Source organism: Streptomyces tibetensis, from assembly GCF_040647715.1.
GTDB lineage: Bacteria > Actinomycetota > Actinomycetes > Streptomycetales > Streptomycetaceae > Streptomyces > Streptomyces tibetensis_A.
Genome location: NZ_JBEZCR010000021.1, coordinates 24,785 through 50,015 on the forward strand (window position 1 = coordinate 24,785; position 25,231 = coordinate 50,015).

Below are 25,231 nucleotides of genomic sequence, written 5' to 3' on the forward strand. Positions count from 1 at the left end.
CGCGAACCCGAAGGAATGAATGCGCGGCGAACCGCGCCCGCCGCCGCGAACGGGCCCCCACACTGCGACTGCGTATCCACACCGTGCTCTCCGGCCATCCCGCCCGGCGCACTGCGCGCGGCGCCGACCGGCCGCACGAGAGCCACGGACGACGGAGGGGGGAAGGGTGGCGCAGCGGCGCACTCCGTGGGGCGACCGGGCCCGTTACTGGTTCGACAGCACGCTGGCCCGCGGTGCCTCGGCCCTGGTCGGCTGGATGGCGCTGCTGTGCCTGACCGTCGTCGTCCCGGCCAGCGCCCTGGTGGTGTGGACCGACCCGCACGCCCCGCAGTCCCTGCCGGACCGGCTCGTACAGGTGTGGCGCCTCACCGGGGAGACCCTGCGACTGGGCGGGGCGACCGGCACGCCGCTGCGCGTGTCGATATCGGTGCTGCTCGCCCTGGTGGCGCTGTTGTACGTCTCCACGCTCGTCGGCCTGATCACGACGGCGCTCACGGAGCGGCTCACCGCGTTGCGGCGCGGCCGGTCGACCGTGCTCGAACAAGGGCACGTGGTGGTCCTGGGCTGGTCGGAGCAGGTGTTCACGGTCGTCGGCGAGCTGGTGGCCGCCAACGCCAACCAGCGGCGCGCGGCGGTGGCGGTACTGGCCGACCGCGACAAGACCGCGATGGAGGAGGCCCTCGCCACGAAGGTGGGACCCGTCGGCCGTACGCGGCTGATCTGCCGCAGCGGCCCCACCACCGACCCGACCGTGCTCACCCTGACCAGTCCGGCGACGGCCGGTGTCGTGCTGGTCCTGCCCCGCGACGAGCCCGACGCCGATGCCGAGGTCGTCAAGACGCTGCTGGCGCTGCGGGCGGCCCTGGCCGGGGTGAAGAACCGCCCGCCCGTCGTCGCCGCCGTGCGGGACGACCGCTACCGGCTGGCCGCCGGCCTCGCCGCCGGCCCGGGCGGTGTCGTCCTGGAGAGCGACACCGTCACGGCCCGGCTGATCGTCCAGGCCGCGCGCCGCCCCGGCCTCTCCCTCGTCCACCAGGAGCTCCTCGACTTCGCCGGCGACGAGTTCTACCTGGTCGGCGCCAAGTCCCTGACGGGCCGCCCGTTCGGCGACGCGCTGCTGTCCTATCCGACGTCCAGCGTCGTGGGGCTGGTGCGCGGCGACACCCCGCTGCTCAATCCGCCGCCGCAGACGACCGTCGCCGCGGACGATCTGCTCATCGTCATCTCCCGCGACGACGACACGGCCTGGCCGGGGGAGTGCGGGCAGTGGGTCGAGAAGGCGGCGATGGCCTCCGGGCCCGCGACGCCCGCGCGCCCGGAGCGGATCCTGCTGCTCGGATGGAACCGCCGGGCGCCGCTCATGGTCGATCAGCTGTGCCGCCGTGCCCGGTCCGGGTCGGTCGTCGACGTGGTGGCGGACGGCGGTGAAGCGACGGTCCGGCAGGTGCGCGAGTCCGGAGCACCCGACGGCACCGGCCTGACCCTCACCCTGCACCCGGGGGACGTCACCCGCCCCGAGACCCTCCGGCGTCTGGACGTGCACTCCTACGACAGCGTGATCGTCGTGGGTGAGGATCCGGCGCCCGGACAGCCCCCGGACCAACCCGACAACCGCACGCTCGTCACCCTGTTGTTGCTGCGGCAGCTCGAGGAGGCGTCCGGGCGTGAACTCCCCGTGGTCACCGAGCTGGTGGACGACCGCAACCGGGCGCTGGCGCCCCTCGGGCCCGGAGCCGACGTGATCATCAGCGGCAAGCTCATCGGCCTGCTCATGGCGCAGATCTCCCAGAACCGGCAGCTCGCGGCGGTCTTCGACGAGCTGTTCTCCGCCGACGGCACCGGCATCCGCCTGAGGCCGGCCGGCGACTACGTGCTGCCCGGGTGCGAGACGGCCTTCGCCACTGTCGTCGCCGCGGCACGCGGGCGCGGCGAGTGCGCCATCGGCTACCGCAGTCACGCCGACGCCTCCACGAGTCCGGGGTACGGCGTGCGGGTCAACCCGTCCAAGTCCGAGCGCCGCCGTTGGACGGCCGCCGACGAGGTGATCGTCGTGGGGACGGACTGAGAGAGGCCGGTGCGGGTGCGGAGGGGGCCGATGCCGAACTGGAGCCGTGGGGCGCTTGGGGCGCCGGGTCGCCCGTGCGGGTACCCGGCGCCCCCTCCTGGGCGGGTCAGTCCTCGAACGCCGTCAGGACGCCGTCCTGGCCGGGCGCGAACACGCGGCCTCCATGGGTCGCGATGCCGGGGTTGACCCAGCCGCGCCAGTCCTCCTCCGCGAGCACGTTCTCCATCGGGTGCGGCTCGGCCCAGAGCCGGTAGGACCAGACCACCGTGCCGGTGCGCTCGTTCAGCACCACCAGCTTGCCGTTGCCGTCCTGGACGTACACGTATCCGCCCGCGACCAGCCGGACGGTCGCGGCCCCGCGCGGGCCGCGGTAGCTCCAGGCCGTCTTGTACGTCGTCGTGCTGATCGCCTTCACGACGCCCCGGTGGGCCACGTACACCCGGCCCGGGCCGAACGCGGGAGTGGCGTCGGCGGGGAAGGAGCGCAGCACGGCACCGGTGTTCTGGTCGTACGCCACCGTCCGCTCGTCGTCGAGGTCGTCGCTGCGCAGCCACAGCGCCCCGGCGCCGCGTGCGATCGGGTTGCCGCCGAGCGCGAGCAGGTCGGGCACGTCGTAGCGGCGCAGCTCCCGGCCGGTGTGCCGGTCCAGGAGCTGGTACGAGGCGTTGTCGAAGCCGAACCACACGCCGAGGTCGTCGACCACCACGGGTGACCACCCCCAGTCGACGAGCGGAGCCCGCCACAGCTCCGCTCCGTCGCCCGGGCGGAGCGCCAGCGCCGTGCCCCGGCCGTCCTGGGTGTACAGCGTGCCGTCGTACCACGTCGGCGGGTACTCGCAGGAGCCCGAGCCGATGCTGCGGGTCCACCGCTGCACGCCCGTCGCCGGGTCCCAGGCGGTCAGGACGCCCCTGCCGGTCTGGGTGTAGAGGAGGCCGCCGCCGTACCCCAGGGTGGCCTTGGGGTCGTTGTCGGCGATCAACCGCTGGGGCCACAGCCTCTTGCCGGTGGCCGCGTCGAGGCCGACGAGTTCCATGCGCGGGCCGTCGCTCTCCTCCTCCTCGGCCGCGTTGACCACCACGAAGACCTTCCCGCCGACCGCCACCGGCGCGGAGACCGCCGAGCCCAGGTCGACCGACCAGGCTTTGGTGAACGGCGGGGCCGCCGTGGCCCCGGTCACGAAGCTGTCGTTACGGGCGTTGGCGCGGTAGCCCAGTGTGGCGTCCGCCGGTTCCGTGGTGGCCTTGGCTTTGGCCTTGGCTTTGCTGATCGCCGCAGCTGCCGCGGTCGTGGCGGCCGGCTTGGCCACCGCGGGGGCCGGAGTGGCCGCGCCGCCGGGACCGGCGCCGACGGCCAGTAGCGCCACCGCCGTCGCGACCACACAGCTCGATCTCGCCCGGACGCGCCTCGTGGAACTGCCCATGGAAACCCCCCTCGGTTCGGATGACGTGGACCGGTGCACCGGCCGCCGCTCCGCATACCCGTGGAATGGAGAACAACTCCCTTGTGACGATGGGAACTTCGGGGGGAACGGCTCCTAGCGTCCGCCCGGCGCAAGCGATCCACCTGCCCGTGATCCTTGTGAAGAAACATCAAAATTCGACTGTGTGTTCGTCTGCGTGCAGGGCACCTGAGGGAACGGAGGTTGATAACTATGGTTCCCCTGCTTCTCGTCCTGCTGCTGGCCCTGGTCCTGTTCGGTGCGGGCTTCGCCCTGAAGGCCCTGTGGTGGATCGCGGTGATCGTGCTGGTCCTGTGGCTGCTCGGCTTCGTGGTGCGTACCGCGGACAGTGGTGGCCGTAAGGGCCGCTGGTACCGCTGGTAGACCGGCAGCGCGCCGGTGGCGAACAAATCGCCAGGAATGGGGTAGACGAAAGTGACCCGAAGCTCTCCCAGGAAAGGCGTTCCATTTCCATGGCCGACACGAAAGACGTCGTAGAACTCATCCTGCAGGATCACCGGCGCATGGAAGACCTCTTCCGCCGGATGCGGAGCGTCGAGGACGACCGCGCGGGTGCCCTGCGGGAGTTCGCGGACCTGCTGATCGCGCACGCGCAGGCCGAGGAGGCCAAGGTCTACCCGGCGCTCAAGCGGTACAAGAACATCGATGACGAAGAGGTCGAGCACGGCGAGCACGAGCACGACGAGGGCAACGAGGCCCTTCTGGAGCTCCTCCAGGTCGAGGAGGTCGGTTCCGAGGAGTGGGACTCGAAGCTCGAGGAGCTGGTCGAGGCCGTCACCCATCACGCCGACGAGGAGGAGCGCACCATCCTCAACGGTGCGCGGGAGAACGTGGCGATGGAGCGGCGCGAGGAACTCGGTGTGGCGTTCTGGCAGGAGCGTGAGCGCCAGTTGAAGGCCGGGTGCGGTTCCGTGGAGAACGTGCGCAAGATCGTCGAGTCCTGACCCGGCCAGACCGGCCCTGCTGGTCACCGCCCGCGCGCGGTGACCAGCAGGGCCGGTTGCCGTTCCGGTGCGGACGGCGTGGTGGCGGCCCTAGGCGGGGCGGTCGTCACCTGGGCGCACAGCGGTGCGGATTCCGGTGGTGACCGAGACGATCAGGCACAGGGCGATGACGGTCTCGGCCCAGAAGAAGGCGAACCAGTCCATCACACAGCCGATCGGCGGTGTGCCGGGGGCGGTGTTGCGGAACGCCGCGAGAGCGAACAGCGTGGCGGCCATCCACGCGAGGGCCGGCCAGACCAGGCCCTGCCTGCGCGTCGTCAGGAACCAGGCCCCGAGCAGCACGGACGTCGCCAGCGCCCACATCACGACCATCATGAAGACCGCGAAGACGATGAGGCTGCCCGACCGGGACAGCTTCAGTCCCAGAACGGCCTCCTGTCCGGAGGGTGGGGGTGTCACCGCGATGGAGAAGAGGGTCTCGTTGTTGGAGAAGAGCATCCGCACCGGCACCGGCTCGCCACCCAGCATCGCCCAGAACTCGATGTCGGTGTCATAGGTGTCGAACGGGTAGTCGCTGATCGACCCGCCCGTGAGGGCGACCTGCACGTCCTTGGGGGCGAGCCGCTCGTGCGCCTCGAACGCCAGGTCGCCGAGGGTCGCCACGGACGTCTGGAGGCGGAGACCGGCCACCGGGGCGGTCCCCTCCTCCTCGCCGAGAGCCCCGCGCGGGCGCACCCGGACCCGCAGGACGAGTTCCCGGGCTGCGGCGTCGACGCTCTGGGCCGTGACCTCCACGTCCACCCGGTCGGTGGCTCCGGAGCCGACCGTGTGCACCGTGTCCTTCGCCTGCCGCTCGGTGAACTGCAGCCACGACCCCACGGACACCGCCACCAGGATGAGGACCGCGAGGGGAAGGAGAACGAGCAGGGCGGACGCTCCGGAGCGGCGTGGGCGGGGTGACTGTGCGGGCGCGGCCATGGTGCCTCCGAAGAGGTGGGCGGGGCGACGGGCTCGTCCCCCGGCGTCGGGAGCGGACCCTTCGCCCGTGCGGTCTGTCGGTGGGTGGGCCGGTCCGCCCTCCGACAGAGCGGACCGCCAAGTCACTCGTCGATCACAGACTGCCACTGTAGGTGCCGGGCGGCTCGTCCTCGTCTCACGAACCGCCGGACCGCCTAGCCCGCCGATCCTCCTGGGTGCGCCGCGCAGCCGATGTCCCGCGTCGGCAGACGCCCCGACGCGAGGTAGGCGTTGACCGCACGGTCGGCGCAGGGCGACCCGTAGACGCCGTACACCGCGTGCTGGTCGGCCCCCTTCAGGGTGACCAGGCGCGAGGAGGGCCACATCGCGCGGACGGCCTGGGCGCCTTCGTGGGGGGTGCGCGGGTCTCCGGTGGCGCTCACCAGCAGGGCCGGCACATCGCCCCGGACCTTGGTCGGACGCTCACGGGGCCGGTCCCAGAACGCGCACGGATTGATGTTGTTCGTGACGGGCGCGAACAGTGGGTCCTCGGCGCGCGAGCGCTGGACGTCGCGCCAGTACACCTCGGGGTCACGTGGCGCCGCGTTGTCGCCGCACACGATCGCCGTCTGCGCGCTGCCGTAGGGGGAGTCGACGCCCGTGAGCACGAACTCGAGCACCCCGGCGAGCCACGGGGACGGTGTCACCCGCTGCCCCCGCGCGGCCCGCAGCATGTCCCGCACGCCCTGCGCGAAGTCTCCGTAGGCGGCGTCGTTGTGCTGCGAGAGGCCGTTGAGGACGACGACCGGCATCACATGCCCGTCGAGCCGGTGGTCGCCGAGGCGCAGTGGGGTGCGGGCGGCGGCGGCCCGGACGCGTTCCACCGTGGCCAGCACCTCGCCCCGCGTACGGCCCAGTCCGTAGGCCGCGTCGCGAGCGGCGGCCCAGGAGGCCCACCCGCGCAGGGCGTGGCGGTTGGACGGCTCGGCTCCCCGCAGCAGCCGGGCGCTGTGGCGTTCCGGGTCGATCACGCCGTCCAGGACGACCCGGTCGGTGCGGCCCGGGAACATCGAGGTGTACACCTCGCCGAGGTAACTGCCGTAGGAATAGCCCAGGTAGGAGATCCGCCGCTCGCCGAGGGCCGCTCTGATGACGTCCATGTCGCGCGCGGTGTTGCGGGTGGTGGCGTGGGGGAGGACGTCGCCCGCGTGGGTGCGGCAGCGGTCGGCGAGGTTCTTCGAGAAGGCCGCCATGCGGTCGAAGCCGGCCCGGTCCTCACCGGCTCCGCGCCAGGCCGAGCCGGTCGGCCAGCGGCAGTCCAGTGGTGTACTGCGGCCGATGAAACGGGGGTCGACGCCCACCACGTCGTACCTGGCGGCGACGTCCTTCATCGCCTTGCGCACCCATGGCGCGTCGCCGAGCGAGGGCGCGCCCGGTCCGCCGCCGTTGAGAAGCAGGGGGCCCGAGCGGCGTTCGGTGTCGGTGGCGGGGATCCGGGAGATCGCGACGGTGAGGGTCCGGCCGCCGGGGTCGGAGTAGTCCACCGGTACGGTCACGTCGGCGCAGCGGGCGCCGGCCTGTTCCAGTTCCTTGCCGGTCGCGTCGTCGGCACCGAGCACGCAGCTCTTCCAGTTCAGGTGCTGCCGGTGGTAGCGGGTCAAAGGGTCCGGGGCGGCTTCGGCGGTGGCGGGCAGCGCCGTGAAGGCGAGGGCGGCGGCCGTCGCGGCGAGGACGGCACGTCGTGCGGTCGCCGTGGAAAGGGGTAACACGCGGGTGTCCTTCCTGTCGCTGTCACCCCTCTTCCGGCATGACAGGGGCGTGCCGGAAGAGGGGTGCTGTGCGTCAGAACGCTAGGGACGGTGCGCGGCGCGATCACTCCGGCCGGCAGCCGGTTCCCGGTGGGGCCATCCCCAGCGAAGAGAGGGGGGAACGCCTTTTCCATCGCCGGGGCGACAGCCCGAATGCCCGCCTCGAGCTGGGACAATGCCTGGGCAGACCTTGTGCAGGTCGCCACAGGGGGTTGTCCAGACATTCCCTCGCGCCTAGGGTCCCTACCGAGTGCAAGCGCTTTCCAAGCGCCTGTCCGCCGGTTGTCCGAGGAGCACCGCATGTCCGTGACCCCAGGGTCTCCCGCCCGCCGCCGCGTGGCCGTCGTCGGCACCGGAGCCATCGTCAGCGGCAGTCACCTGCCCGCGCTCCGGGCCCACTCCGACCGGGTGGAACTGGTGGCCGCCGTCGACGTCGACCAGGAACGCCTCGACGCCTTCCGTGAGCTGGCCGGTGATCACGTCGCCGGGTACACCTCCGTGGACGCGATGCTGGACGCCGTACGCCCCGACCTGGTCCTCATCGGGACGCCGCCCTCGCTGCACCGCGAGCAGACGGTGGCAGCGCTGAAGGCCGGCGCCTGGGTGCTGTGCGAGAAGCCGCTCACCCTGTCGCTCGCCGAGTACGACGAGATCGCCGCCGCCGAGGAGGCCTCCGGCGGGTACGCGTCGGTCGTGTTCCAGCACCGCTACGGATCCGGCGCCGTGCACGCCCGCGAGCTGATCACCAGTGGCGAGCTGGGAGCCCCGCTGGTGGCGCACTGCCAGACCACCTGGCACCGGGACGCGGCGTACTACGCGGTGCCGTGGCGCGGGAAGTGGGCCAGCGAGGGCGGCGGCCCGACCATGGGCCACGGCATCCACCAGTACGACCTCCTGCTGCACCTGCTCGGCGAGTGGGAGGAGATCAGCGCGATGGCCGCGCGCCTGGTCCATGACACCGAGAGCGAGGACGTGTCCACAGCCCTGGTGCGGTTCAGGAGCGGCGCCCTCGCCACCGTCGTCAACAGTGTGCTCTCCCCGGACGAGGTGAGCCGCATCCGCATCGACTGCGCCGACGCCACGGTCGAACTCACCCACCTGTACGGCCACAGCAACGACAGCTGGGCCTACACCCCGGCCCCGCACGTCGCGTCCGAGCGCGCCACCGCCTGGCGCACCCCCGCAGCCGACGTGCCCAGCTCGCACACCGCCCAGCTGGGCGGGCTCCTCGACGCCTACGACACCGGCACCCGGCCACCCGGCAGCGGCCACGACGCCCGCGCCACCCTGGAGTTCGCCGCCGCCCTGTACAAGGCGGCGTTCACCTGCCGCTCGGTGCACGCGGGGGAGATCGGCCCCGGCGACCCCTTCTACGAGGCCATGCACGGCCAGCACCCCGACTGGGCCCCCAAGGAGCGCGCATGACCATCCGCGTCACCCACACGCACGGCGAGGACATCGCCGTCACCGCCGGCGGCACGGAGATCCTCCGCTACGTCTACCGTCCCGACCCGGACCCCTTCGAGTCCCGCAAGCCCTACGCCCACCCCGTGCGCACCCTCTCGGGCCGTACCGTCACCGGCTACCGCCCCAACGACCACCGCTGGCACAAGGGCCTGCAGATGACCGCGAGCCATCTGTCCGGGCAGAACTTCTGGGGCGGCAACTGCTACGTCCACGGGCAGGGTTACCTCCGCCTGCCCGAGCGTGTCGGCTCGATGCGGCACGACGGCTTCGCGGACTTCACCGTCGAGGACGATCGCCTCGCCTTCACCGAGAACCTCACCTGGATCGAGAACGGCGGCGAGGAATGGGCGCGCGAGGTGCGCGCACTGACCGTCCACTCGGTGGACGAGGAGGCCGGAAGCTGGGCCCTGGACTGGTCGATCCGCCTCACCAACACCCGCTCCGAACCCCTGGCCTTCGGCTCCCCGACCACCGCGGGCCGTGAGATGGCCGGCTACACCGGACTCCAGTGGCGCGGCCCGCGCGACTTCACCGGCGGCACGGTCTTCGCCCCGGACACCGACGCCGACGCGGGCAAGCTGATGGGCACCCAGGGCCCCTGGCTCGCTTTCACCACCGAGCACGACGACGTCGACGGCCACTCGACCCTGGTGTTCGCGCACGCGCCCGAGAACCTCGACGAGACGTCCCCCATCCATGAGTCGCACTGGTTCGTCCGCTCCGAGCCGTTCCCGACGGTCGCGTTCTCCTGGGCGTTCTTCGAGGAGTTCGAGCTGCCGCCGGGCGAGTCCTTCGGGTACCGGTACCGCATCGTCGTCGCCGACGGCGCCTGGGACCGGGACCGGGTCGGCACCCACCTGGAGGGCCTGCCGTGGTGAGCGAACCGGGGCCCTCGGGGCTCCCGCACCCGCTGCCCGGCGCGATCGGCCTGTCCCATCTGAGCGCCTACGACTGGGAGGCCGCCGACGGCGTCTGCGGCGGCAGCCCGCACCTGCACCTGGTGTGCACGGAGGCGTACGTCGTCACCGGCGGCCGGGGCGCGGTCCAGACACTGAGCCCGGACGGCTACCGGGAGATCTCCCTCGAAGCCGGCTCCCTCGCCTGGTTCTCGCCCGGCACCGTGCACCGCATGGTGCAGGGCGGCGACCTGCGCATCACCGTGCTGATGCAGAACAGCGGCCTGCCCGAGGCCGGGGACGCCGTGTTCACCTTCCCGCCCGAGGTGCTCGCCGACCCCGACCGGTACGCCGCGGCGGCCGCCCTGCCGCCCGGCACGGGACCGGAGACGGCCGCGGCCGCCCGGCGCCGCAGGGACCTCGCCGTCGAGGGGTACCTCGGGCTGCGCGAGGCCCTGGTCGCCGGTGACAACGGCCCGTACCTGGAGTTCCAGCGGGCCGCCGCCCGGATCGTCCGCGACAAGGTTCCCACCTGGCGGAAGCTGTGGCGGGAGGGCGCCCTGGCCACCGCGGAACGCACCGGCGCCCAGCTCGACGCCCTGGCCGCCGGCGATCCCGCCTACCTCGGCGGGGCCACCGCCCACGAGGCCGCGCCCACCCGGCTCGGCGGCTTCGGCATGTGCGGCCGGCGCGACGAGTACACGCTGCCCGGCACCACGCTGCCGTACCAGGGGGAGCAGCAGCAGGAGGCCTGAGAGGGGACCTGGGGGGACCCAGGGGGCTCAGAGGGGGGCTCAACCGAAATACCGTCGAGAGGAGTGACCTCGGCATGCCCGGACACAGGACAAAGGGGTTCTGCGCGTCGGCCGCCGCACTGGCATTGTGTGCGGTGCTGGCGGGCTGCGGAGGACCCGGCGAGTCCGCGGGCGGCGGCAAGGTCGTGCTGCGCTACACGTGGTGGGGCAACCCCGACCGCGCGGAACGCACCGAGCAGGCCGTCGCGCTGTTCGAGAAACAGCACCCGGACATCGACGTGGCGACGTCGTTCTCCGGCTACGACGCCTACAAGCAGAAGCTCGCCACCCAGGCCGCCGGCGGTGACGCCCCGGACGTGATGCAGCTGGACTACCGCCAGATCGACCAGTACGCCTCCGGCGGGGTCCTGCTCGACCTGGCGAAACAGAAGTCCGCCCTGCGCACCTCCGAGATCGACCCGGGCCTGCTCGCCACCGGCCGCGTCGACGACGTCCAGTACGCCATCCCGCAGGGCCGCGGCACCGAGACCGTCGCCTACGACGTCCGGACGTGGAAGAAGTCGGGCGTCCCCCTGCCCGGCGAGAGCTGGACCTGGAGCGAGTGGGCCGACACCATGCGGGCCCTCGCGAAGAAGACAGGGAAGCCCGGGGCGACCGACCCCGGCCAGAGCGAGGACGCCTTCGAGGTCTGGCTGCGCGGGCGGGGCAAGACCCTCTACACCGAGGACGGCTCACTGGGCTTCACCGCCGGCGACCTCACACGCTGGTGGACCTTCACCGACCGGCTGCGCCGCGAGGGCGCCGTCTCGCCCGCCGAGCAGACCACCCAGCTCGACGGATCCGTCGAGAACACCCCGCTGGGGCGCGGCACTTCCGTCACCGACGCCAACTGGGACGCCCCGGCCAGCGGCTTCGCCGCCCTCGTCGAAGGGGGTGTCGCCCTCGCACCGATGCCGACCGGCGAGGACGGCACACCCGGCCAGTACTTCAAGCCGTCCATGTTCGTGGGCGTCTCGGCCAAGACCGAGCACCCCGAGCAGGCCGCGCGGCTCGTCGACTTCCTGATCAACGACCGGCAGGCCGCGAAGATCCTCGGCGCGAGCCGCGGCATCCCCGTCAACGAGACGATCCGTGACGAGATCGGCCCGCAGCTCAAGGACTTCGACAAGACCATCGCCGGCTTCCAGGCCTCCCTGGAGGGCAAGCTCAAGGATCCGCCCCAGGCGCCGCCCTCCGGCGACAACGCCCTGCAGAGCACCTTCCAGCGCGACTACGACCAGGTGTCCTACGCGCGCATGTCGCCCCGCGAGGCGGCCGAGAACTACGTCACCGAGGCGAAGGCGGAGCTGAGGTCATGACCACCACCGCGATCCCCGCGGAGGCGAGGCACGCCCCCGCCGCCGCTCCGAAGCGCCGCCCGGGGCGCGAACGCGAAGGCGCCGCCTGGGTGTTCCTCTCGCCCTGGGTGCTCGGCGCGATCGTCCTGACGCTGCTGCCGATGGCCGTGTCGCTGTACCTGTCGTTCACCGACTACGACCTGTTCAGCCCGCCGAAGTGGGTCGGCCTGCGCAACTACGTGCAGATGTTCACCGAGGACCCCCGCTACTGGCGTTCGGTCGTGACGACCCTGACGTACGTCGTCGTCGCCGTGCCCCTGCAACTCGCCCTCGCCCTCGCCGTCGCGCTCGCCCTGAAGGGCATGAAGCGCGGCAAGGGCTTCTACCGCTCCGCGTTCTACGCACCGTCGCTGCTCGGTGCGTCGATGTCCATCGCCCTGGTCTGGCGTGCGGTCTTCAACGACGGCGGCACCGTGGACAACCTGCTGGGCACCGGCGGCTGGGTGAACAAGCCCGGCTGGGCGCTGCTGGCCGTGGCCCTGCTGACGGTGTGGCAGTTCGGCGCACCGATGGTCATCTTCCTCGCCGGGCTCCAGCAGATCCCCCCGGAGCTGTACGAGGCCGCGGCCGTCGACGGAGCCGGGAAGTGGCGGCAGTTCCTTTCCGTCACCGTGCCGATGCTGTCCCCGGTGCTGTTCTTCAACCTGGTCCTGCAGACCATCCAGGCCTTCCAGGTGTTCACGCCCGCCTTCGCGGTCAGCGCCGGCAAGGGCGGACCGGCCGACTCGACGCTCGTCTACACCATGTACCTCTACGACCGAGGCTTCGTCGCCTCCCACATGGGCTACGCCTCCGCCATGGCCTGGGTGCTGCTCCTCGTGATCGGCGTCGTCACGGCGGTGCTGTTCCGCACCTCGCGTTCCTGGGTCTTCTACGCTTCCGAGGGGGAACGGTGACCTCGACGACCGCCACCCACAAGCCCGTCCGATGGGGCCGTGCCGCCGTACACCTCGGCTGCCTGGCCGCCCTGCTGGTCATGCTGTACCCGCTGGCCTGGCTGCTGGCCACCTCGCTCAAACCCGCCGACGAGGTCATCGCCAGTCTCAACCTGCTGCCCAGCCACCTGGAGTGGTCGAACTACACGACCGCCCTCGACGGCGTCAACGACGTCTCCATCTGGCGGCTGCTCGGCAACTCCCTGCTGATCGCGGGCGGCGCTGTCCTCGGCAACGTCATCAGCTGCTCACTCGCCGCCTATGCCTTCGCACGGCTGAGGTTCCGCCTGCGCGGACCGCTGTTCGCCTTCATGATCGCCACGATCATGCTGCCCCACCACGCGGTGCTGATCCCGCAGTACATCATCTTCAACCAGCTCGGCCTGGTGAACACCTACTGGCCGCTGATCCTGCCGAAGTTCCTCGCCACGGAGGCGTTCTTCGTCTTCCTCATCGTGCAGTTCATGCGCAGTCTGCCGCGCGAGCTGGAGGAGGCGGCCCGGATCGACGGCTGCGGGCCCTTCCGGAGCTTCTTCCAGGTAGTGCTGCCGCTCACCCGGCCGGCCCTGATCACCACCGCCATCTTCACGTTCATCTGGACCTGGAACGACTTCTTCACCCAGCTCATCTACCTCTTCGACCCGGAGAAGTTCACCCTCACGCTCGCGCTGCGCTCCTTCGTGGACGCCTCCAGCACCTCCGCCTTCGGCCCGATGTTCGCCCTGTCGGTGATCGCGCTGCTGCCGATCGTGCTGTTCTTCCTCGCCTTCCAGCGGTTCCTGGTGGAGGGCATGGCGAGCTCCGGACTGAAGGGGTGAGGGACATGAGGGACACGGGAGAGGTGTTCGGCCCGCGCATGACCCTGTTCGCCGACGTGCTGAGCGTGGGCCTCGCCACGGCGGCGGCCTGCCTGCCCCTGGTCACGGTCCCGGCCGCGCTGTCGACGGCGTGCGCCGTGCTGCGAGGAGCGGCAGTGGACCAACCCGTCACGGCAGGACGGTACTTCGCCCTGCTGCGGCGGCGGTTGCGCGCCGGTGACCTGCTGGCGGGGGCCGGCGCCCTGGCGGGTCTGCTGGTGCTCGCCGCCGATGTGGCGCTGGCCGGGGCCGGGCTGCCGGGAGCGCCCCTGTTCGCGGCGCTGGCCGCGGTGATCGGCACGGGCATGGTGGTGGTCGGGCTGCGCGCCTGCGGACGCCCCGAGTCGCTCACCGACTGGCGGGCCGCGGTGCGCGGAGCCGGCCGGGACGCCGTGGCAGACGTGGGCGGCAGCGGCCTGGTCGTGCTCGCCGTGGCGACGGCAGCGCTGTGCGCCTGGATGCTGCTGCCGCTGGCCTTCCTCGCCCCCGGACCGCTGGCCCTGGCGCTGACCGCCGTCGACGTACGCCGGTCGGCTGCCGTTCTCCTTCACTAGCCGCACGTGTGAGGGCGCCGGGCGACGGGGTGGATCCCCGCGCCCGGCCGACCCGCGGCTCACCGGCGCAGGGCGCCGCCGATGCTGATCCGCGGCCACGAACGGGCCGCAGCGAGGAGGGCCTGGGTCCTGGCCGGCGGGGTGGCCGCCGCTGCCGCCAGGGCCGCCGCTGCGCTCGCGATGCCGAGGACCGCGCCCGCCGCCACGTCGCCCGGGTAGTGCACGCCCGTGTGCACGCGGGAGTAACCGACAGCGCTCGCCAGCGCGCCGAGGGGCACCGCCGCGGGCGGCAGGACCACGCCGACGGCGGTGGCGAAGGCGACCGCCGACGCCGTGTGTCCGGACGGGAACGAGGCCGAGGTCGGCATCTTGACGTGCCGGTCCACCGTCACCCGGGCCGCTTCCCGGTCCGGCCGCGCCCGGCGCACCAGGCGCTTGCCGAGCAGGTTGGCCGAGGCGGATGCCACGGCGATCGCGCCGACGCCGGCGAGGGCGGCCTTGCGCGGTCGCTTCCCGGCCAGGGACAGGGCGGCGGCGATGGCGAACGAGATCTTGGAGTGGTCGGCCGCGTGCGACAGGTGGCGCAGCGTCCGGTCCAGGGTCGGCGTGGGAGTGGCGGCCACCGCCGCGTACAGGGCGCCGTCCACGGCCCTGAGATCGCCGAACACGGCGCTCAGGAGCCGGCCGGGCCGACTCGCGAAGCCCCGGGTGTGCTGCAGCGGACGGGGGGCGTCCGCGTCTGTGGTCGTCGGATCGGTCATGTGCTTCTCCCCGCAGTGGCCTTCCCCAGCAAGGTACCGGCTCACACCCGGCGCACGCTCGGCGCCCCTGCGAGCGGGTACCTCCCGAGTGCCCGGACGGCGGACGACCACCCCCGTGATCCGTAACACTGAGCACATGCCGCTGCTGCCCCGCCGCACCCTGCGCGCCCTGGAGCGTTTCCACGCCGCCCGGCCCTGGGACCACAACGCCCACTTCCACCGCTGGATCCTGCGGCAGCTTCCCGAGGGGGTGGGCAGTGCGCTGGACGTGGGATGCGGCAGCGGCGACCTGGCCCGGCTGCTGACCGGCCGGGCCGCCCGTGTGCACGGGATCGACGCCGATCCGGCGATCACGGCCCGGGCGCGGGAGCTGACGCCGGTGGCGACGCCCGTGACGTACACGGCGATCGACGCGCCGGCCGGCCTCGGCGACCGGTCGTACGACGTCATCACCTGCGTCGCCGTCCTCCACCATCTGCCGTTCCCTCAGGCGCTCGAGGCCTTCCGTGACCGTCTCGCCCCCGGCGGCACCCTGGTGATCGTCGGCCTGGCCCGGGAGCACACGCCCGTCGACCACCTGCTCGGCATCGCGTCGATCCCGCTCAACGTCCTCATGGCGTTGCTGAAGAACCGGGGCCGCCGGGCGCCTCGCCCGGTCTCGATGACCGCCCCCACCCGCCCGGCGGACCTGACCTTCCCCGAGATCGCACGCGAGGCCCGGGCCGTTCTCCCCGGTGCCCGGCTGCGTCGGCGCCTGTTCTGGCGCTACACGCTGGTGTGGCGGCGCCTCTGAACCGTCGGTGCCTCAGCCGGCGGCGCGGAAGGTGCGCAGCCGCAGCGAGTTGCCGACCACGAAGACCGAGGAGAAGGCCATCGCCGCCCCGGCGATCATGGGGGTGAGCAGGCCGGCCGCGGCCAGTGGCAGGGCCGCCAAATTGTAGGCGAAGGCCCAGAACAGGTTCGACCGGATCGTGCGGAGTGTGCGGCGGGCCAGCCGGACGGCGTCCGCCGCGGCCCGCAGATCGCCCCGGACGAGGGTCAGGTCGCCGGCCTCGATCGCGGCGTCCGTGCCGGTGCCCATGGCCAGACCGAGATCGGCCCGGGCGAGGGCCGCCGCGTCGTTGACACCGTCCCCGACCATCGCCACCGACCGGCCCGCGGCCTGCAACCGCTCGATCACCTCCACCTTGTCCTGCGGGAGCACCTCGGCGACGACCTCGTCGATGCCCACCTCGCGGGCGACGGACCGGGCCACCGCCTCGTTGTCACCGGTCAGCAGGATCGGCGTCAGACCGAGCGCCCGCAGCCTGCCGACCGCCTCCGCGCTCGTGTCCCTCACCGCGTCGGCCACTTCCAGCACCGCACGCGCATCGCCGTCCCACGCGACGGTGACGGCCGTGCGCCCGGAGTCCTCTGCCGCCGCCCTGGCCCGGGCCAGGTCCACGGGAAGCTCCATCGACCAGTCGGCCGGCAGCCGCTGCCGTCCGACGAGCACCGCGTGGCCCTCGACCACGCCCTGCACACCGAGCCCGGGAACGTTGGCGAAGTCCTCCGGCGTGGGCAGCGCGCCCAGCTTCTGCAGCGCCCCGTCCGCGACGGCCCGGGCGATCGGATGCTCGGAGGCGTGCTCCAGCGCCCCGGCCAGCCGCAGCACTTCGGCCTCTTCCGTGCCCTCGGCGGTGTGCACGGCCAGCAGCGTCATCCGGCCGGTCGTGACCGTGCCGGTCTTGTCGAGGACGACGGTGTCGACCCGGCGCGTGGACTCCAGGGCCTCCGGGCCCTTGATGAGAATGCCGAGTTGGGCGCCCCGCCCGGTGCCCACCATCAGCGCGGTCGGCGTGGCCAGACCCAGGGCGCACGGGCAGGCGATGACGAGGACGGCGACCGCAGCGGTGAAGGCGGCCGTCAGCCCGACGCCGTTGCCCAGCCAGAAGCCCAGCGTGCCGAGCGCCAGAGCGATCACCACCGGCACGAACACCGCCGAGATCCGGTCCGCGAGCCGCTGCGCGGAGGCCTTGCCGTTCTGCGCGTCCTCCACCAGCCGGGCCATCCGGGCCAGCTGGGTGTCTGCACCCACCCGCGTCGCCCGGACGACGAGCCGCCCGCCGGCGTTGACCGTGGCGCCGGTGACCGGGTCGCCCGCGCCCACCTCCACGGGGACGGACTCGCCGGTGAGCATCGAGGCGTCCACGGCGGAGGAACCCTCCTCGACCGTCCCGTCCGTCGCGATCTTCTCGCCGGGCCGGACCAGGAAGCGGTCTCCGGCCCTCAACTCCGCGACAGGAAGGGTGGTTTCCCGGCCGTCGGCGCCCAGCACCGTGACGTCCTTCGCGCCGAGCTCCAGCAGCGCCCGCAGCGCCGCGCCCGCCTTGCGCTTGGCGCGGGCCTCGAAGTACCGCCCGGCCAGGATGAAGGCGGTCACGCCCGCGGCGGCCTCCAGGTAGATGTTCCCGGCGCCGTCCGTGCGCCCGATGGTGAGCTCGAAGGGATGCGTCATGCCCGGTGTGCCCGCGGTGCCGAAGAACAGCGCCCACAGCGACCACAGGAACGCGGCAGATGTGCCCACCGAGATCAGGGTGTCCATGGTGGCCGCTCCGTGCCGCGCGTTGGTGAACGCCGCCCTGTGGAAGGGCCACGCCGCGTACGTCACGACGGGCGCGGCCAGGGTGAGCGACAGCCACTGCCAGTACTCGAACTGGAGCGCCGGGATCATCGCCATGGCGACGACGGGAACCGACAGCACCACGGCCGTGATCAGCCGTTCGCGCAGCGGCCGCAGTTCGTCGTCCTCCATGACCGGGTCGTCCTGCTCGGCGGGGGGCGCGGGCTCCCGCGCGGTGTACCCGGTGGCCTCGACGGTGGCGATGAGATCGCCGACGGAGACGTCATCGGAGTAGCTGACCCTGGCCTTCTCCGTCGCGTAGTTGACGGTCGCGGTGACCCCGTCCATGCGGTTGAGCTTCTTCTCGACGCGTGCCGCGCAGGAGGCGCAGGTCATGCCGCCGATGGCGAGCTCCACCACGGCGTCGGTGCCGGTCGATGTACCGGTGCTCATGCTCAGACCCTTCCGGTCAGCTCGTAGCCGGCCTCGTCGACGACCTTCGCGATCGCGGCGTCGTCGGGTTCGGCGGCACTGGTGACGGTGACATGGCCGCTGTCGAGGTCGACCAGGACACCGCGGACGCCGTCCAGCTCGCCGACGACCTCGGTCAGCGTGGCCTTGCAGTGGCCGCAGGACATTCCGGAGACGGCGTAGGTGGTGGCGGGCATCGGGTTCCTCCTCTGTGCGGTGGACAGATGCGGTGGATACGGGGAGGGGGTATCCCCTCACCGCTTCAGATATACCCCCGTGGGGTATACGATGCAAGCATGCAAAGACTTGACGGTATACCCCCCAGGGGTATCGTGAGCTGTATGGAGACCCCGCAATCGAGCGGGAGACCGGTATCTCAAGGAGCCGACGGTCATGAACACCGGACTGAGGATCACCACTTTCGCCGCCGCCCTGGCAGCCACCTTCGGCGCGGCCTACGGCGTCGGACAGGGCGTCGGCCCCGTTGTCGCCGACAGTCCGCCGAAGCACGGGGACGAGCACGGCCGGCCCACACCGGATCAACCGGAAGGCGGCGGCCACGCCCGACACGACGCACCACCGGCCGGCGGACTGCAGATCACCGACGGCGGCTACACGCTCGACCTGGAAACCCCGCGCGTCACCGCGGGCAAGTCGGCCGACCTGCGCTTCACCGTCCGGGACGCCGCCGGCCGTGCCCTCACCGCCTACCAGCGCGAACACGACAAGGAACTGCACCTCATCGTGGCCTCACGCGACCTGGTCACCTATCGCCATCTGCACCCCACCCGGGCCGCGGACGGCACCTGGAGCACCCCCGTGGACCTGCCCCGCGCCGGCGGCTACCGCGTCTTCGCCGACTTCACCCCGGCGAAGCAGAACGCCGGGAACCTCACCCTCGGTGCGGACCTCGCCGCCTCCGGCCCGTACGAGGCCCGGCCCCTGCCGCCCGCGAGCCCCACGGCCCGGGTCGACGGCTACGAGGTGAGGCTGTCCGGTGCCCCGCACCCGGGCGAGGCGAGCGAGCTGAAACTGAGGGTCTCCCGCGACGGCAAGCCCGTCACCGACCTCCAGCCCTACCTCGGCGCCTACGGCCACCTGGTCGCGCTGCGCTCCGGCGACCTCGCCTACCTGCACGTCCACCCGAACGGCGAACCCGGCGACGGCACGACCAGGCCCGGCCCGGACATCTCCTTCACGGCCACGGCACCCAGCTCCGGCTCCTACCGCCTGTTCCTCGACTTCAAGCACGAGGGGAAGGTCCGCACGGCGGCCTTCACCGTCCGCGCCGGGGGAGCGGCGGCCGCCTCCCCTACCCCCCAGGGGCATGCGGAGGACGGTCACGGGCACTGAGCTTCAGCCGAGCGCCCGGTCCAGGTTGAAGGCCGCGCTGATCAGCGCGAGGTGCGTGAAGGCCTGCGGGAAGTTGCCCTGCTGCTCCCCGGTGTGGCTGATCTCCTCGGCGAACAGGCCGAGATGGTTGGCGTACGTCAGCATCTTTTCGAAGGCGAGCCGTGCCTCGTCGACCCGGCCGGCGTGCACCATCGCCTCCACGTACCAGAACGAGCAGATGGAGAACGTGCCCTCCGCGCCGCGCAGCCCGTCGGGGCTGGAGCGGGGATCGTAGCGGTAGACCAGCGAGTCGGACACCAGCTCCTCGGTGAGCGCGTCCAGCGTCGACAGCCACTTCGGATCCGTGGGGGCGATGAACTTCGTCAGCGGCATCATCAGTACGGCCGCGTCCAGCACGTCGCCGTCCTCGTGCTGGACGAAGGCCCGGCGCTCCTCGGACCAGCCCCGGCTCATGATCCGCCGGTAGATCGTGTCGCGGCACTCCCGCCAGCGCGGTAGGTCGGCGGGCAGGCCGCGCCGGTTGGCCATCCGGATGGCCCGCTCGATCGCCACCCAGCACATCAGCCGCGAGTACAAAAAGTTCCTGCGCCCGCCCCGCGTCTCCCAGATCCCCTCGTCGGGCTGGTCCCAGTGCGCGCACACCCAGCCCACCAGCGCGCACACGTCGTCCCAATGGCCGCTGGAGATGGGTTTCGCCCACTTGTCGTAGAGGTAGATCGAGTCGATCAGCGCGCCGTAGATGTCGAGCTGGAGCTGGTCGGCGGCGGCGTTGCCGACCCGCACCGGCGCCGAACCGTGGTGCCCTTCCAGATGGCCGAGGGTGCGTTCGGGCAGGTCGGTGCGTCCGTCGATGCCGTACATGATCTGCAGCGGGCCGGAGACCTTGCCCTCGCCCGGGCTGATGTGCCGGGTCACGAAGTCCATGAACGCCTCGGCCTCCCCGGTGAAGCCCAGCCGCAGCAGGGCGTAGACGCAGAACGCCGCGTCCCGCACCCACACGTAGCGGTAGTCCCAGTTGCGCTCGCCGCCCAGCTCCTCCGGCAGGCTCGTCGTCGGCGCGGCCACGATGGCCCCGGTCGGCGCGTACGTGAGCAGTTTCAGCGTCAGGGCCGAGCGGTGCACCATCTCCCGCCAGCGGCCCTTGTACCGGGACGCCGACAGCCAGCGCCGCCAGTACGCCACCGTCGCCGCGAACTGCTCCTCCGCCTCCGTGCGCGCACACCGGCGGGGCGTCACCTCGCCGCCGACCTTGTCCAGGGCGAACACCGCCGTCTCGCCCTCGGTGAGCTTGAAGTCGCCCCGCACGTCCGGCCCGTCCGCCTCCATCGGGACGGTCGCGGTGAGCGCGAGCGTCATCCCCTCCGTCTCGAACACCGCGGTGTCGCCGGCGAGCCGCACGGTGTGAGGCAGGGAGCCGTAGTCGAACCGGGGCGCCACCCGCGTACGGAACGGGATCGAGCCCCGTACGCACACCACCCGCCGGATCAGCCGGTGCCGCTCGGCCTCGGCCGCACCGCCGCCCACCGGCATGAAGTCCTGTACCTCGCCGACTCCGTCCTCGGTGAAGAACCGGGTGATCAGGACGTTGGTGTCGGGGAAGTAGAACTGCTTGGTCCGGGCCTGCACCGACGCCGCCAGTTCGAAACAGCCACCGCGCTCGGCGTCCAGGATCGAGGCGAACACGCTCGGCGCGTCGAAGGCCGGGCAGCAGTACCAGTCGATCGTGCCGTCGGTCCCCACGAGGGCCACACTGCGCAGATCACCGATCAGCCCGTGCTCCGCGATCGGCACGTACCGCCGCCCGCCCCGGTCCGGTGCCGCTCCGCCCATGACAGCCTCCCTGCCCGGTAGGCGCCTCAGCCCAAGCCTAGAGCCGCCGCCCGCGGACCGCCGCCGTCAGACCGCTGGGAGGGCCGCGGGCCACCGTCCTGCATGAGCCGGCGGCCCGCGCTGCCGGACCGCCGCCGTCAGGCCGCCGCTGCTGAACGGTTGCCGGACCGCCCTCGTCAGACCGTGACGACCCGCAGCCCGGCCTCCTCGAAGCGCCGTACCGTCTGCGTGTCGGCCGCCGTGTCCGTGACCAGCGTGTCCACCGCCTCGGTCGCGCAGATCCGGGCGAACGCCCGCTGCCCGAGCTTGCTGGAGTCGGCGGCGACCACCACCCGCTCCGCCCGCTCGCACAGCAGCCGGTTGATCGCCGCCTCGGCCTCGTCGTGCGCCGCCGCACCGTGAATGACGTCGAAGGCGACGACACCCAGCACCGCCACGTCGACGGTGATCTGCCCGAGCACCCCGTCCGCGAGCGGCCCGACCAGCTCATAGGACTGGGCCCGCGCCACCCCGCCCGTCAGCACGATCTTGAACTGGGGCCGCACCGCCAGCTCGTTCGCGATGTTCAGGGCGTTCGTCACCACGGTCAGGGCGGGCGCCCCGGACACCAGGTCCCCGCGCACGGCCAGCGCCCGCGCCACCTCGGTCGTGGTGGTCCCTCCGGTCAGTCCGACCGCCTCGCCCGGCGCCACCAGCTCCGCCACCGCCTTGGCGATGCGCTGCTTCTCCGAGGCGTGACGGGCCGTCTTGTAGCGCAGCGGCAGCTCGTAGGACACGCCGTGCACGACCGCGCCGCCCCGGGTGCGCACCAGCATCTGCTGCTCGGCGAGCCCGTCGAAGTCACGGCGGATCGTCGCCGCCGACACGCCGAGCTCCGCCGCCGCCTCCTCGACGTCCAGCCGGCCGCGCTCCACGAGCAGTTCCAGCAGCGCCTTCCAGCGGGCGTCGCGCGACATCCGCACCTCCACGTCTCGATCTCCGGCGACCCTAGCGCACCCGATCCCGCCCGGATGCTTGATGATGCTCGAAAGGTGGCTATATCTTGCAGGAACCATCAGACCGGCCGGGGCTCGTGAAGCGGAGGGTGCGGGATGACGCATGTCGAGGACGAACTGGCGAGCCAACCCGACTGCTGGGAACGCGCCGCATCGGAAGCACCCCGCTTCCTGAAGGTGCTGCCGGCGCCGGGGGAGCGGGTCGCGATCGTCGGCTGCGGCACCTCGTACTTCATGGCACAGGCCGCCGCGGCCCTGCGCGAGGGCGCGGGCCAGGGCGAGACCGACGCCTTCGCCGCCTCGGAGTTCCCCCACGGCCGCCGCTACGACCGCGTCGTCGCCCTCACCCGCTCCGGCACCACGACCGAAGTGCTGGACCTGCTGGCCCGGTTGAGGGACGGCACCCGCACCACCGCGATCACCGCCGACCCGGACACGCCCGTGATGACGGCCGCCGACGACCTCGCCGTGCTGGACTTCGCCGACGAACGCTCCGTCGTGCAGACCCGGTTCGCGACCACGGCCCTCACCCTGCTGCGCGCCCACCTCGGCCTCCATCCCGCTACCGCCGTCACCGACGCTCGCACCGCCCTGACCGAGCCGCTGCCCGAAGGGCTCGTGGACTGCGGGCAGTTCACCTTCCTGGGGCGCGGCTGGACCGTGGGCCTGGCCAACGAGGCCGGACTGAAGATGCGCGAGGCCGCGCTGGCCTGGGCGGAGGCCTACCCGGCGATGGAGTACCGGCACGGCCCCGTCAGCATCAGCACCGAGGGCACGGCGACCTGGATGTTCGGGGACGCGCCTGACGGACTCGCCGAACAGGTGCGCGGCACCGGTGCGGCGTGGATCGCCGGGCACCTCGACCCGCTCGCCGAACTGGTCCGCGCCCAGCGCCTCGCGGTCGCCGTCGCCGAGTCCCGCGGACTGGACCCCGACCGGCCACGCCACCTCACGCGCTCGGTGATCCTCGCACCCTGACCCGGGGCCGCCCGCCCGGGCCACGACGCGGGCGCGTGGCCCCGCACCCGTGAGGCGACGACGGACCGCAGCCGATGCCCCGCGACCTGAACGGACCACACGCCCCAGGAGACCCCGTGCCCCTCACCACGACCGGTGACCTCGTCACCCGCGCCGCGACGGCCGGCTCCGCCGTCGCCTCCTTCAACGTCATCACACTGGAGCACGTCGAGGCCGTCATCGCCGGCGCCGAGTCGGTCCGCGCCCCCGTCGTCCTCCAGGTCAGCGAGAACGCGGTGAAGTTCCGCGGCGGGCAACTGCTCCCGCTCGCCCGGGCCGCCCTCACCGCGGCCGAACACGCCGCCGTACCGGTTGCGTTGCACCTCGACCACGTGCAGAGCGACACCCTGCTGCACCAGGCCGCGGACGCCGGCTTCAGCTCCGTGATGTACGACGCGGCCCGGCTGCCCTACGCGGAGAACCTGGCGGCGACCCGGGCGGCCGTCACCTGGGCGCACACCCAAGGGCTGTGGATCGAAGCCGAGTTGGGCCAGATCGGCGGCAAGAACGGCAGACCGCCGCTGGACGCGCACGCCCCCGGCGCCCGCACCGACCCCGACGAGGCACGGGCGTTCGTCGCCGACTCGGGTGTGGACGCACTCGCCGTGGCCATCGGCAGCTCCCACGCCATGACCACCCGCACCGCCGCCCTCGACCACGCCCTGCTGAAGCGCCTGTCGGCCGCGCTGGACGTCCCGCTCGTCCTGCACGGCTCCTCCGGCGTCCCGGACGAGGAACTCACGGCGGCCGTGGCGGGCGGCATCACCAAGGTCAACATCGGCACGGCCCTGAACATCGCGCTGACCGGAGCGATCCGGGAGTTCCTCACCGACCGGCCCGAGGCGGTCGACCCGCGCAGCTACCTCACCCTCGCGCGGGAGGCGATGACACGGGCGGTGGCCAGGACCCTGCAGACCCTCGACACCGCTACCGCTTGACGGCCTTCAGCACCACGAACTTCGGGTCGCTCGCCACGAGCCGGCTGTTGCCGAACAGCTTCCGCAGCTTGACGTGGTAGCCCAGGTGCCGGTTGCCGACCACCCACAGCTCCCCGCCCGGCCGCAACGCACGCCGCGCCCCGGTGAACATCCGCCAGGCCGTGGCGTCCGTCGTCGCCTGGTGGGAGTGGAACGGCGGGTTGTTCAGGACCAGGTCGACACTGCCGGACGGCACGCCCGCCAGCCCGTCCCCGACCCGGAACTCGGCCTGCCCCGGCACGCCGTTCGCCTTGTACGTCGCCTCCGCCGACGCCACGGCCTGGAACGACTCGTCGACGAACAGCACCTCGGCACGCGGGTCGGACAGTGCCACCGACGTACCCACCACGCCGTTGCCGCAGCCCAGGTCCACCACCCGTCGGCCCCGTCCTTCGGGCAGATGGCGGAGGAAGAACCGCGTCCCGATGTCGAGCCGGTCGGCGCAGAAGACCCCGGCGTGGTTGACGACGGTCCTGCCCGAGGCGGCACCGATGCCGTCCGGCAGCGTGTAGACGTACGGCCACGGACTGGCGGGCCGCTGCAGTGCGGGGTCCGGCGTGCAGAAGATGAGCCGGGCCTTCTTCTCGGCGAGGGAGGTACGGGTCGGGCCGAGGATCCGCTCGAACAACTGAAGCGTCGAGGTGTGGATCTCCTTCACCATGCCCGTGCCGACCACGACCGTCCCCGCATGCACCGCCGGCGCCAGCCGCAGCAACTGGTCCTCCAGCAGCGCCAGGCTCTTGGGTACCCGCACCAGCAGCACGTCGATCCGCCCGGGCGGCGGATCCTGCGTGGTGAGCAGCCGCACCGACCCCGGCTCGACCCCGGCCCGCGCGAGGTTGGCGCGGGTCGCCTCCTGCGCGAGCCAGGAGTCGGTGATCTGCACCGGCCGGTGCGCCGCGAGCGCCGTGACCAGCGCGCCCCAGCGGTCCCCGAGCACCACGACCGTGCCGTCCAGCGGCACCCGCTCCGCGGCCAGATGCCTCAGCAGGTACTCGTCCGAGGCGTCCCAGGCGCGCAGCCGGTCGCGCGGGTCCTCGGGGAAACGGGTCAGCGCCGGCTCGCCCCACGGCGTCGTCATACGGTCGTCCATCGTGCGACCAGGCTAGCCGAGCCGCAGCTCAGGCCGTG

The 25,231-nt window shown here is 72.3% G+C and carries 23 protein-coding genes; 14 read left to right on the forward strand and 9 right to left on the reverse strand.

Annotation, left to right across the window (positions count from 1 at the left end; genetic code table 11):
• Positions 1-166: 166 nt before the first annotated feature.
• A complete protein-coding gene (locus AB0B29_RS36210) occupies positions 167-2,065 on the forward strand; it encodes a CASTOR/POLLUX-related putative ion channel (RefSeq protein ID WP_362246743.1) in 1,899 nt (632 codons plus the stop codon).
• Between the two features lie 106 nt (positions 2,066-2,171).
• Here AB0B29_RS36210 and AB0B29_RS36215 read toward each other — a convergent pair whose 3' ends face one another.
• Positions 2,172-3,485: an outer membrane protein assembly factor BamB family protein gene (locus AB0B29_RS36215; protein WP_362246745.1), complete on the reverse strand. Its 1,314-nt coding sequence runs from the start codon at positions 3,483-3,485 to the stop codon at positions 2,172-2,174.
• A 231-nt stretch (positions 3,486-3,716) separates the two neighbouring features.
• On the opposite strand from AB0B29_RS36215, the gene AB0B29_RS36220 reads away from it, so the two are divergent.
• Together AB0B29_RS36220 and AB0B29_RS36225 are read left to right on the forward strand one after the other, a co-directional pair.
• On the forward strand, positions 3,717-3,887 hold the full coding sequence (locus tag AB0B29_RS36220; RefSeq protein ID WP_104785264.1) for a DUF5670 family protein: 171 nt from the start codon (positions 3,717-3,719) through the stop codon (positions 3,885-3,887).
• Positions 3,888-3,976: 89 nt separating this feature from the next.
• On the forward strand, positions 3,977-4,468 hold the full coding sequence (locus AB0B29_RS36225; protein WP_362246747.1) for a hemerythrin domain-containing protein: 492 nt from the start codon (positions 3,977-3,979) through the stop codon (positions 4,466-4,468).
• Positions 4,469-4,558: 90 nt separating this feature from the next.
• Here the strand turns inward: AB0B29_RS36225 and AB0B29_RS36230 are convergent, their stop codons facing one another.
• Together AB0B29_RS36230 and AB0B29_RS36235 are read right to left on the reverse strand one after the other, a co-directional pair.
• Positions 4,559-5,446, reverse strand: a complete 888-nt coding sequence (locus tag AB0B29_RS36230) for a DUF4436 family protein (protein ID WP_362246749.1) — start codon at positions 5,444-5,446, stop codon at positions 4,559-4,561.
• 194 nt (positions 5,447-5,640) lie between these two features.
• A complete protein-coding gene (locus tag AB0B29_RS36235) occupies positions 5,641-7,194 on the reverse strand; it encodes an alpha/beta hydrolase (protein WP_362246751.1) in 1,554 nt (517 codons plus the stop codon).
• Between the two features lie 339 nt (positions 7,195-7,533).
• Here AB0B29_RS36235 and AB0B29_RS36240 point away from each other — a divergent pair, with 339 nt between their 5' ends.
• The 7 genes from AB0B29_RS36240 (at position 7,534) to AB0B29_RS36270 (ending at position 14,094) form a co-directional block, all read left to right on the forward strand.
• Positions 7,534-8,658 carry a Gfo/Idh/MocA family protein gene (locus AB0B29_RS36240; RefSeq protein ID WP_362246753.1) on the forward strand — a complete coding sequence of 375 codons (1,125 nt, stop codon included), beginning with the start codon at positions 7,534-7,536 and terminating at the stop codon, positions 8,656-8,658.
• The gene (locus AB0B29_RS36245; protein ID WP_362246755.1) at positions 8,655-9,578 is read left to right on the forward strand and encodes a PmoA family protein; all 924 of its coding nucleotides are present in this window, start codon (positions 8,655-8,657) and stop codon (positions 9,576-9,578) included. Before AB0B29_RS36240 ends, AB0B29_RS36245 begins: the two co-directional genes overlap by 4 nt.
• Positions 9,572-10,351: a cupin gene (locus tag AB0B29_RS36250; RefSeq protein ID WP_362246757.1), complete on the forward strand. Its 780-nt coding sequence runs from the start codon at positions 9,572-9,574 to the stop codon at positions 10,349-10,351. Before AB0B29_RS36245 ends, AB0B29_RS36250 begins: the two co-directional genes overlap by 7 nt.
• A gap of 74 nt (positions 10,352-10,425) precedes the next feature.
• Positions 10,426-11,709, forward strand: a complete 1,284-nt coding sequence (locus tag AB0B29_RS36255; RefSeq protein WP_362246759.1) for an ABC transporter substrate-binding protein — start codon at positions 10,426-10,428, stop codon at positions 11,707-11,709.
• On the forward strand, positions 11,706-12,644 hold the full coding sequence (locus AB0B29_RS36260; RefSeq protein ID WP_362246761.1) for a carbohydrate ABC transporter permease: 939 nt from the start codon (positions 11,706-11,708) through the stop codon (positions 12,642-12,644). Before AB0B29_RS36255 ends, AB0B29_RS36260 begins: the two co-directional genes overlap by 4 nt.
• Positions 12,641-13,501 (forward strand): carbohydrate ABC transporter permease, encoded by an 861-nt coding sequence (locus AB0B29_RS36265; RefSeq protein WP_362246763.1) that lies wholly within the window; start codon positions 12,641-12,643, stop codon positions 13,499-13,501. The genes AB0B29_RS36260 and AB0B29_RS36265 overlap by 4 nt, the downstream gene beginning before the upstream one ends.
• Positions 13,502-13,506: 5 nt before the next feature.
• Positions 13,507-14,094, forward strand: a complete 588-nt coding sequence (locus AB0B29_RS36270) for a hypothetical protein (RefSeq protein WP_362246765.1) — start codon at positions 13,507-13,509, stop codon at positions 14,092-14,094.
• A gap of 59 nt (positions 14,095-14,153) precedes the next feature.
• Here AB0B29_RS36270 and AB0B29_RS36275 read toward each other — a convergent pair whose 3' ends face one another.
• Positions 14,154-14,855 (reverse strand): phosphatase PAP2 family protein, encoded by a 702-nt coding sequence (locus AB0B29_RS36275; protein WP_362246767.1) that lies wholly within the window; start codon positions 14,853-14,855, stop codon positions 14,154-14,156.
• A gap of 136 nt (positions 14,856-14,991) precedes the next feature.
• Here AB0B29_RS36275 and AB0B29_RS36280 point away from each other — a divergent pair, with 136 nt between their 5' ends.
• Entirely contained in the window at positions 14,992-15,648 is a 657-nt protein-coding gene (locus tag AB0B29_RS36280; protein ID WP_362246769.1) for a class I SAM-dependent methyltransferase, read from the forward strand.
• 12 nt (positions 15,649-15,660) lie between these two features.
• On the opposite strand, the gene AB0B29_RS36285 is transcribed toward AB0B29_RS36280, so the two are convergent.
• Positions 15,661-17,910: a heavy metal translocating P-type ATPase gene (locus tag AB0B29_RS36285; protein WP_362246771.1), complete on the reverse strand. Its 2,250-nt coding sequence runs from the start codon at positions 17,908-17,910 to the stop codon at positions 15,661-15,663.
• Positions 17,911-17,912: 2 nt separating this feature from the next.
• Positions 17,913-18,125: a heavy-metal-associated domain-containing protein gene (locus tag AB0B29_RS36290; protein ID WP_362246773.1), complete on the reverse strand. Its 213-nt coding sequence runs from the start codon at positions 18,123-18,125 to the stop codon at positions 17,913-17,915.
• A gap of 196 nt (positions 18,126-18,321) precedes the next feature.
• Between AB0B29_RS36290 and AB0B29_RS36295 the strand changes: the two genes are divergently transcribed.
• A complete protein-coding gene (locus tag AB0B29_RS36295; protein ID WP_362246775.1) occupies positions 18,322-19,281 on the forward strand; it encodes a hypothetical protein in 960 nt (319 codons plus the stop codon).
• A gap of 3 nt (positions 19,282-19,284) precedes the next feature.
• On the opposite strand, the gene AB0B29_RS36300 is transcribed toward AB0B29_RS36295, so the two are convergent.
• A complete protein-coding gene (locus tag AB0B29_RS36300) occupies positions 19,285-21,111 on the reverse strand; it encodes a glycoside hydrolase family 15 protein (RefSeq protein WP_362246777.1) in 1,827 nt (608 codons plus the stop codon).
• Between the two features lie 176 nt (positions 21,112-21,287).
• Positions 21,288-22,067, reverse strand: a complete 780-nt coding sequence (locus tag AB0B29_RS36305; RefSeq protein ID WP_362246779.1) for a DeoR/GlpR family DNA-binding transcription regulator — start codon at positions 22,065-22,067, stop codon at positions 21,288-21,290.
• 135 nt (positions 22,068-22,202) lie between these two features.
• On the opposite strand from AB0B29_RS36305, the gene AB0B29_RS36310 reads away from it, so the two are divergent.
• Together AB0B29_RS36310 and AB0B29_RS36315 are read left to right on the forward strand one after the other, a co-directional pair.
• Complete coding sequence (locus tag AB0B29_RS36310; protein ID WP_362246781.1) at positions 22,203-23,084, forward strand: SIS domain-containing protein; 882 nt, start codon at positions 22,203-22,205, stop codon at positions 23,082-23,084.
• A 116-nt stretch (positions 23,085-23,200) separates the two neighbouring features.
• The gene (locus AB0B29_RS36315) at positions 23,201-24,061 is read left to right on the forward strand and encodes a class II fructose-bisphosphate aldolase (RefSeq protein WP_362246783.1); all 861 of its coding nucleotides are present in this window, start codon (positions 23,201-23,203) and stop codon (positions 24,059-24,061) included.
• On the opposite strand, the gene AB0B29_RS36320 is transcribed toward AB0B29_RS36315, so the two are convergent.
• Positions 24,051-25,181, reverse strand: a complete 1,131-nt coding sequence (locus AB0B29_RS36320; RefSeq protein WP_362246841.1) for a methyltransferase — start codon at positions 25,179-25,181, stop codon at positions 24,051-24,053. The genes AB0B29_RS36315 and AB0B29_RS36320 overlap by 11 nt on opposite strands.
• Between the last annotated feature and the right edge of the window lie 50 nt (positions 25,182-25,231).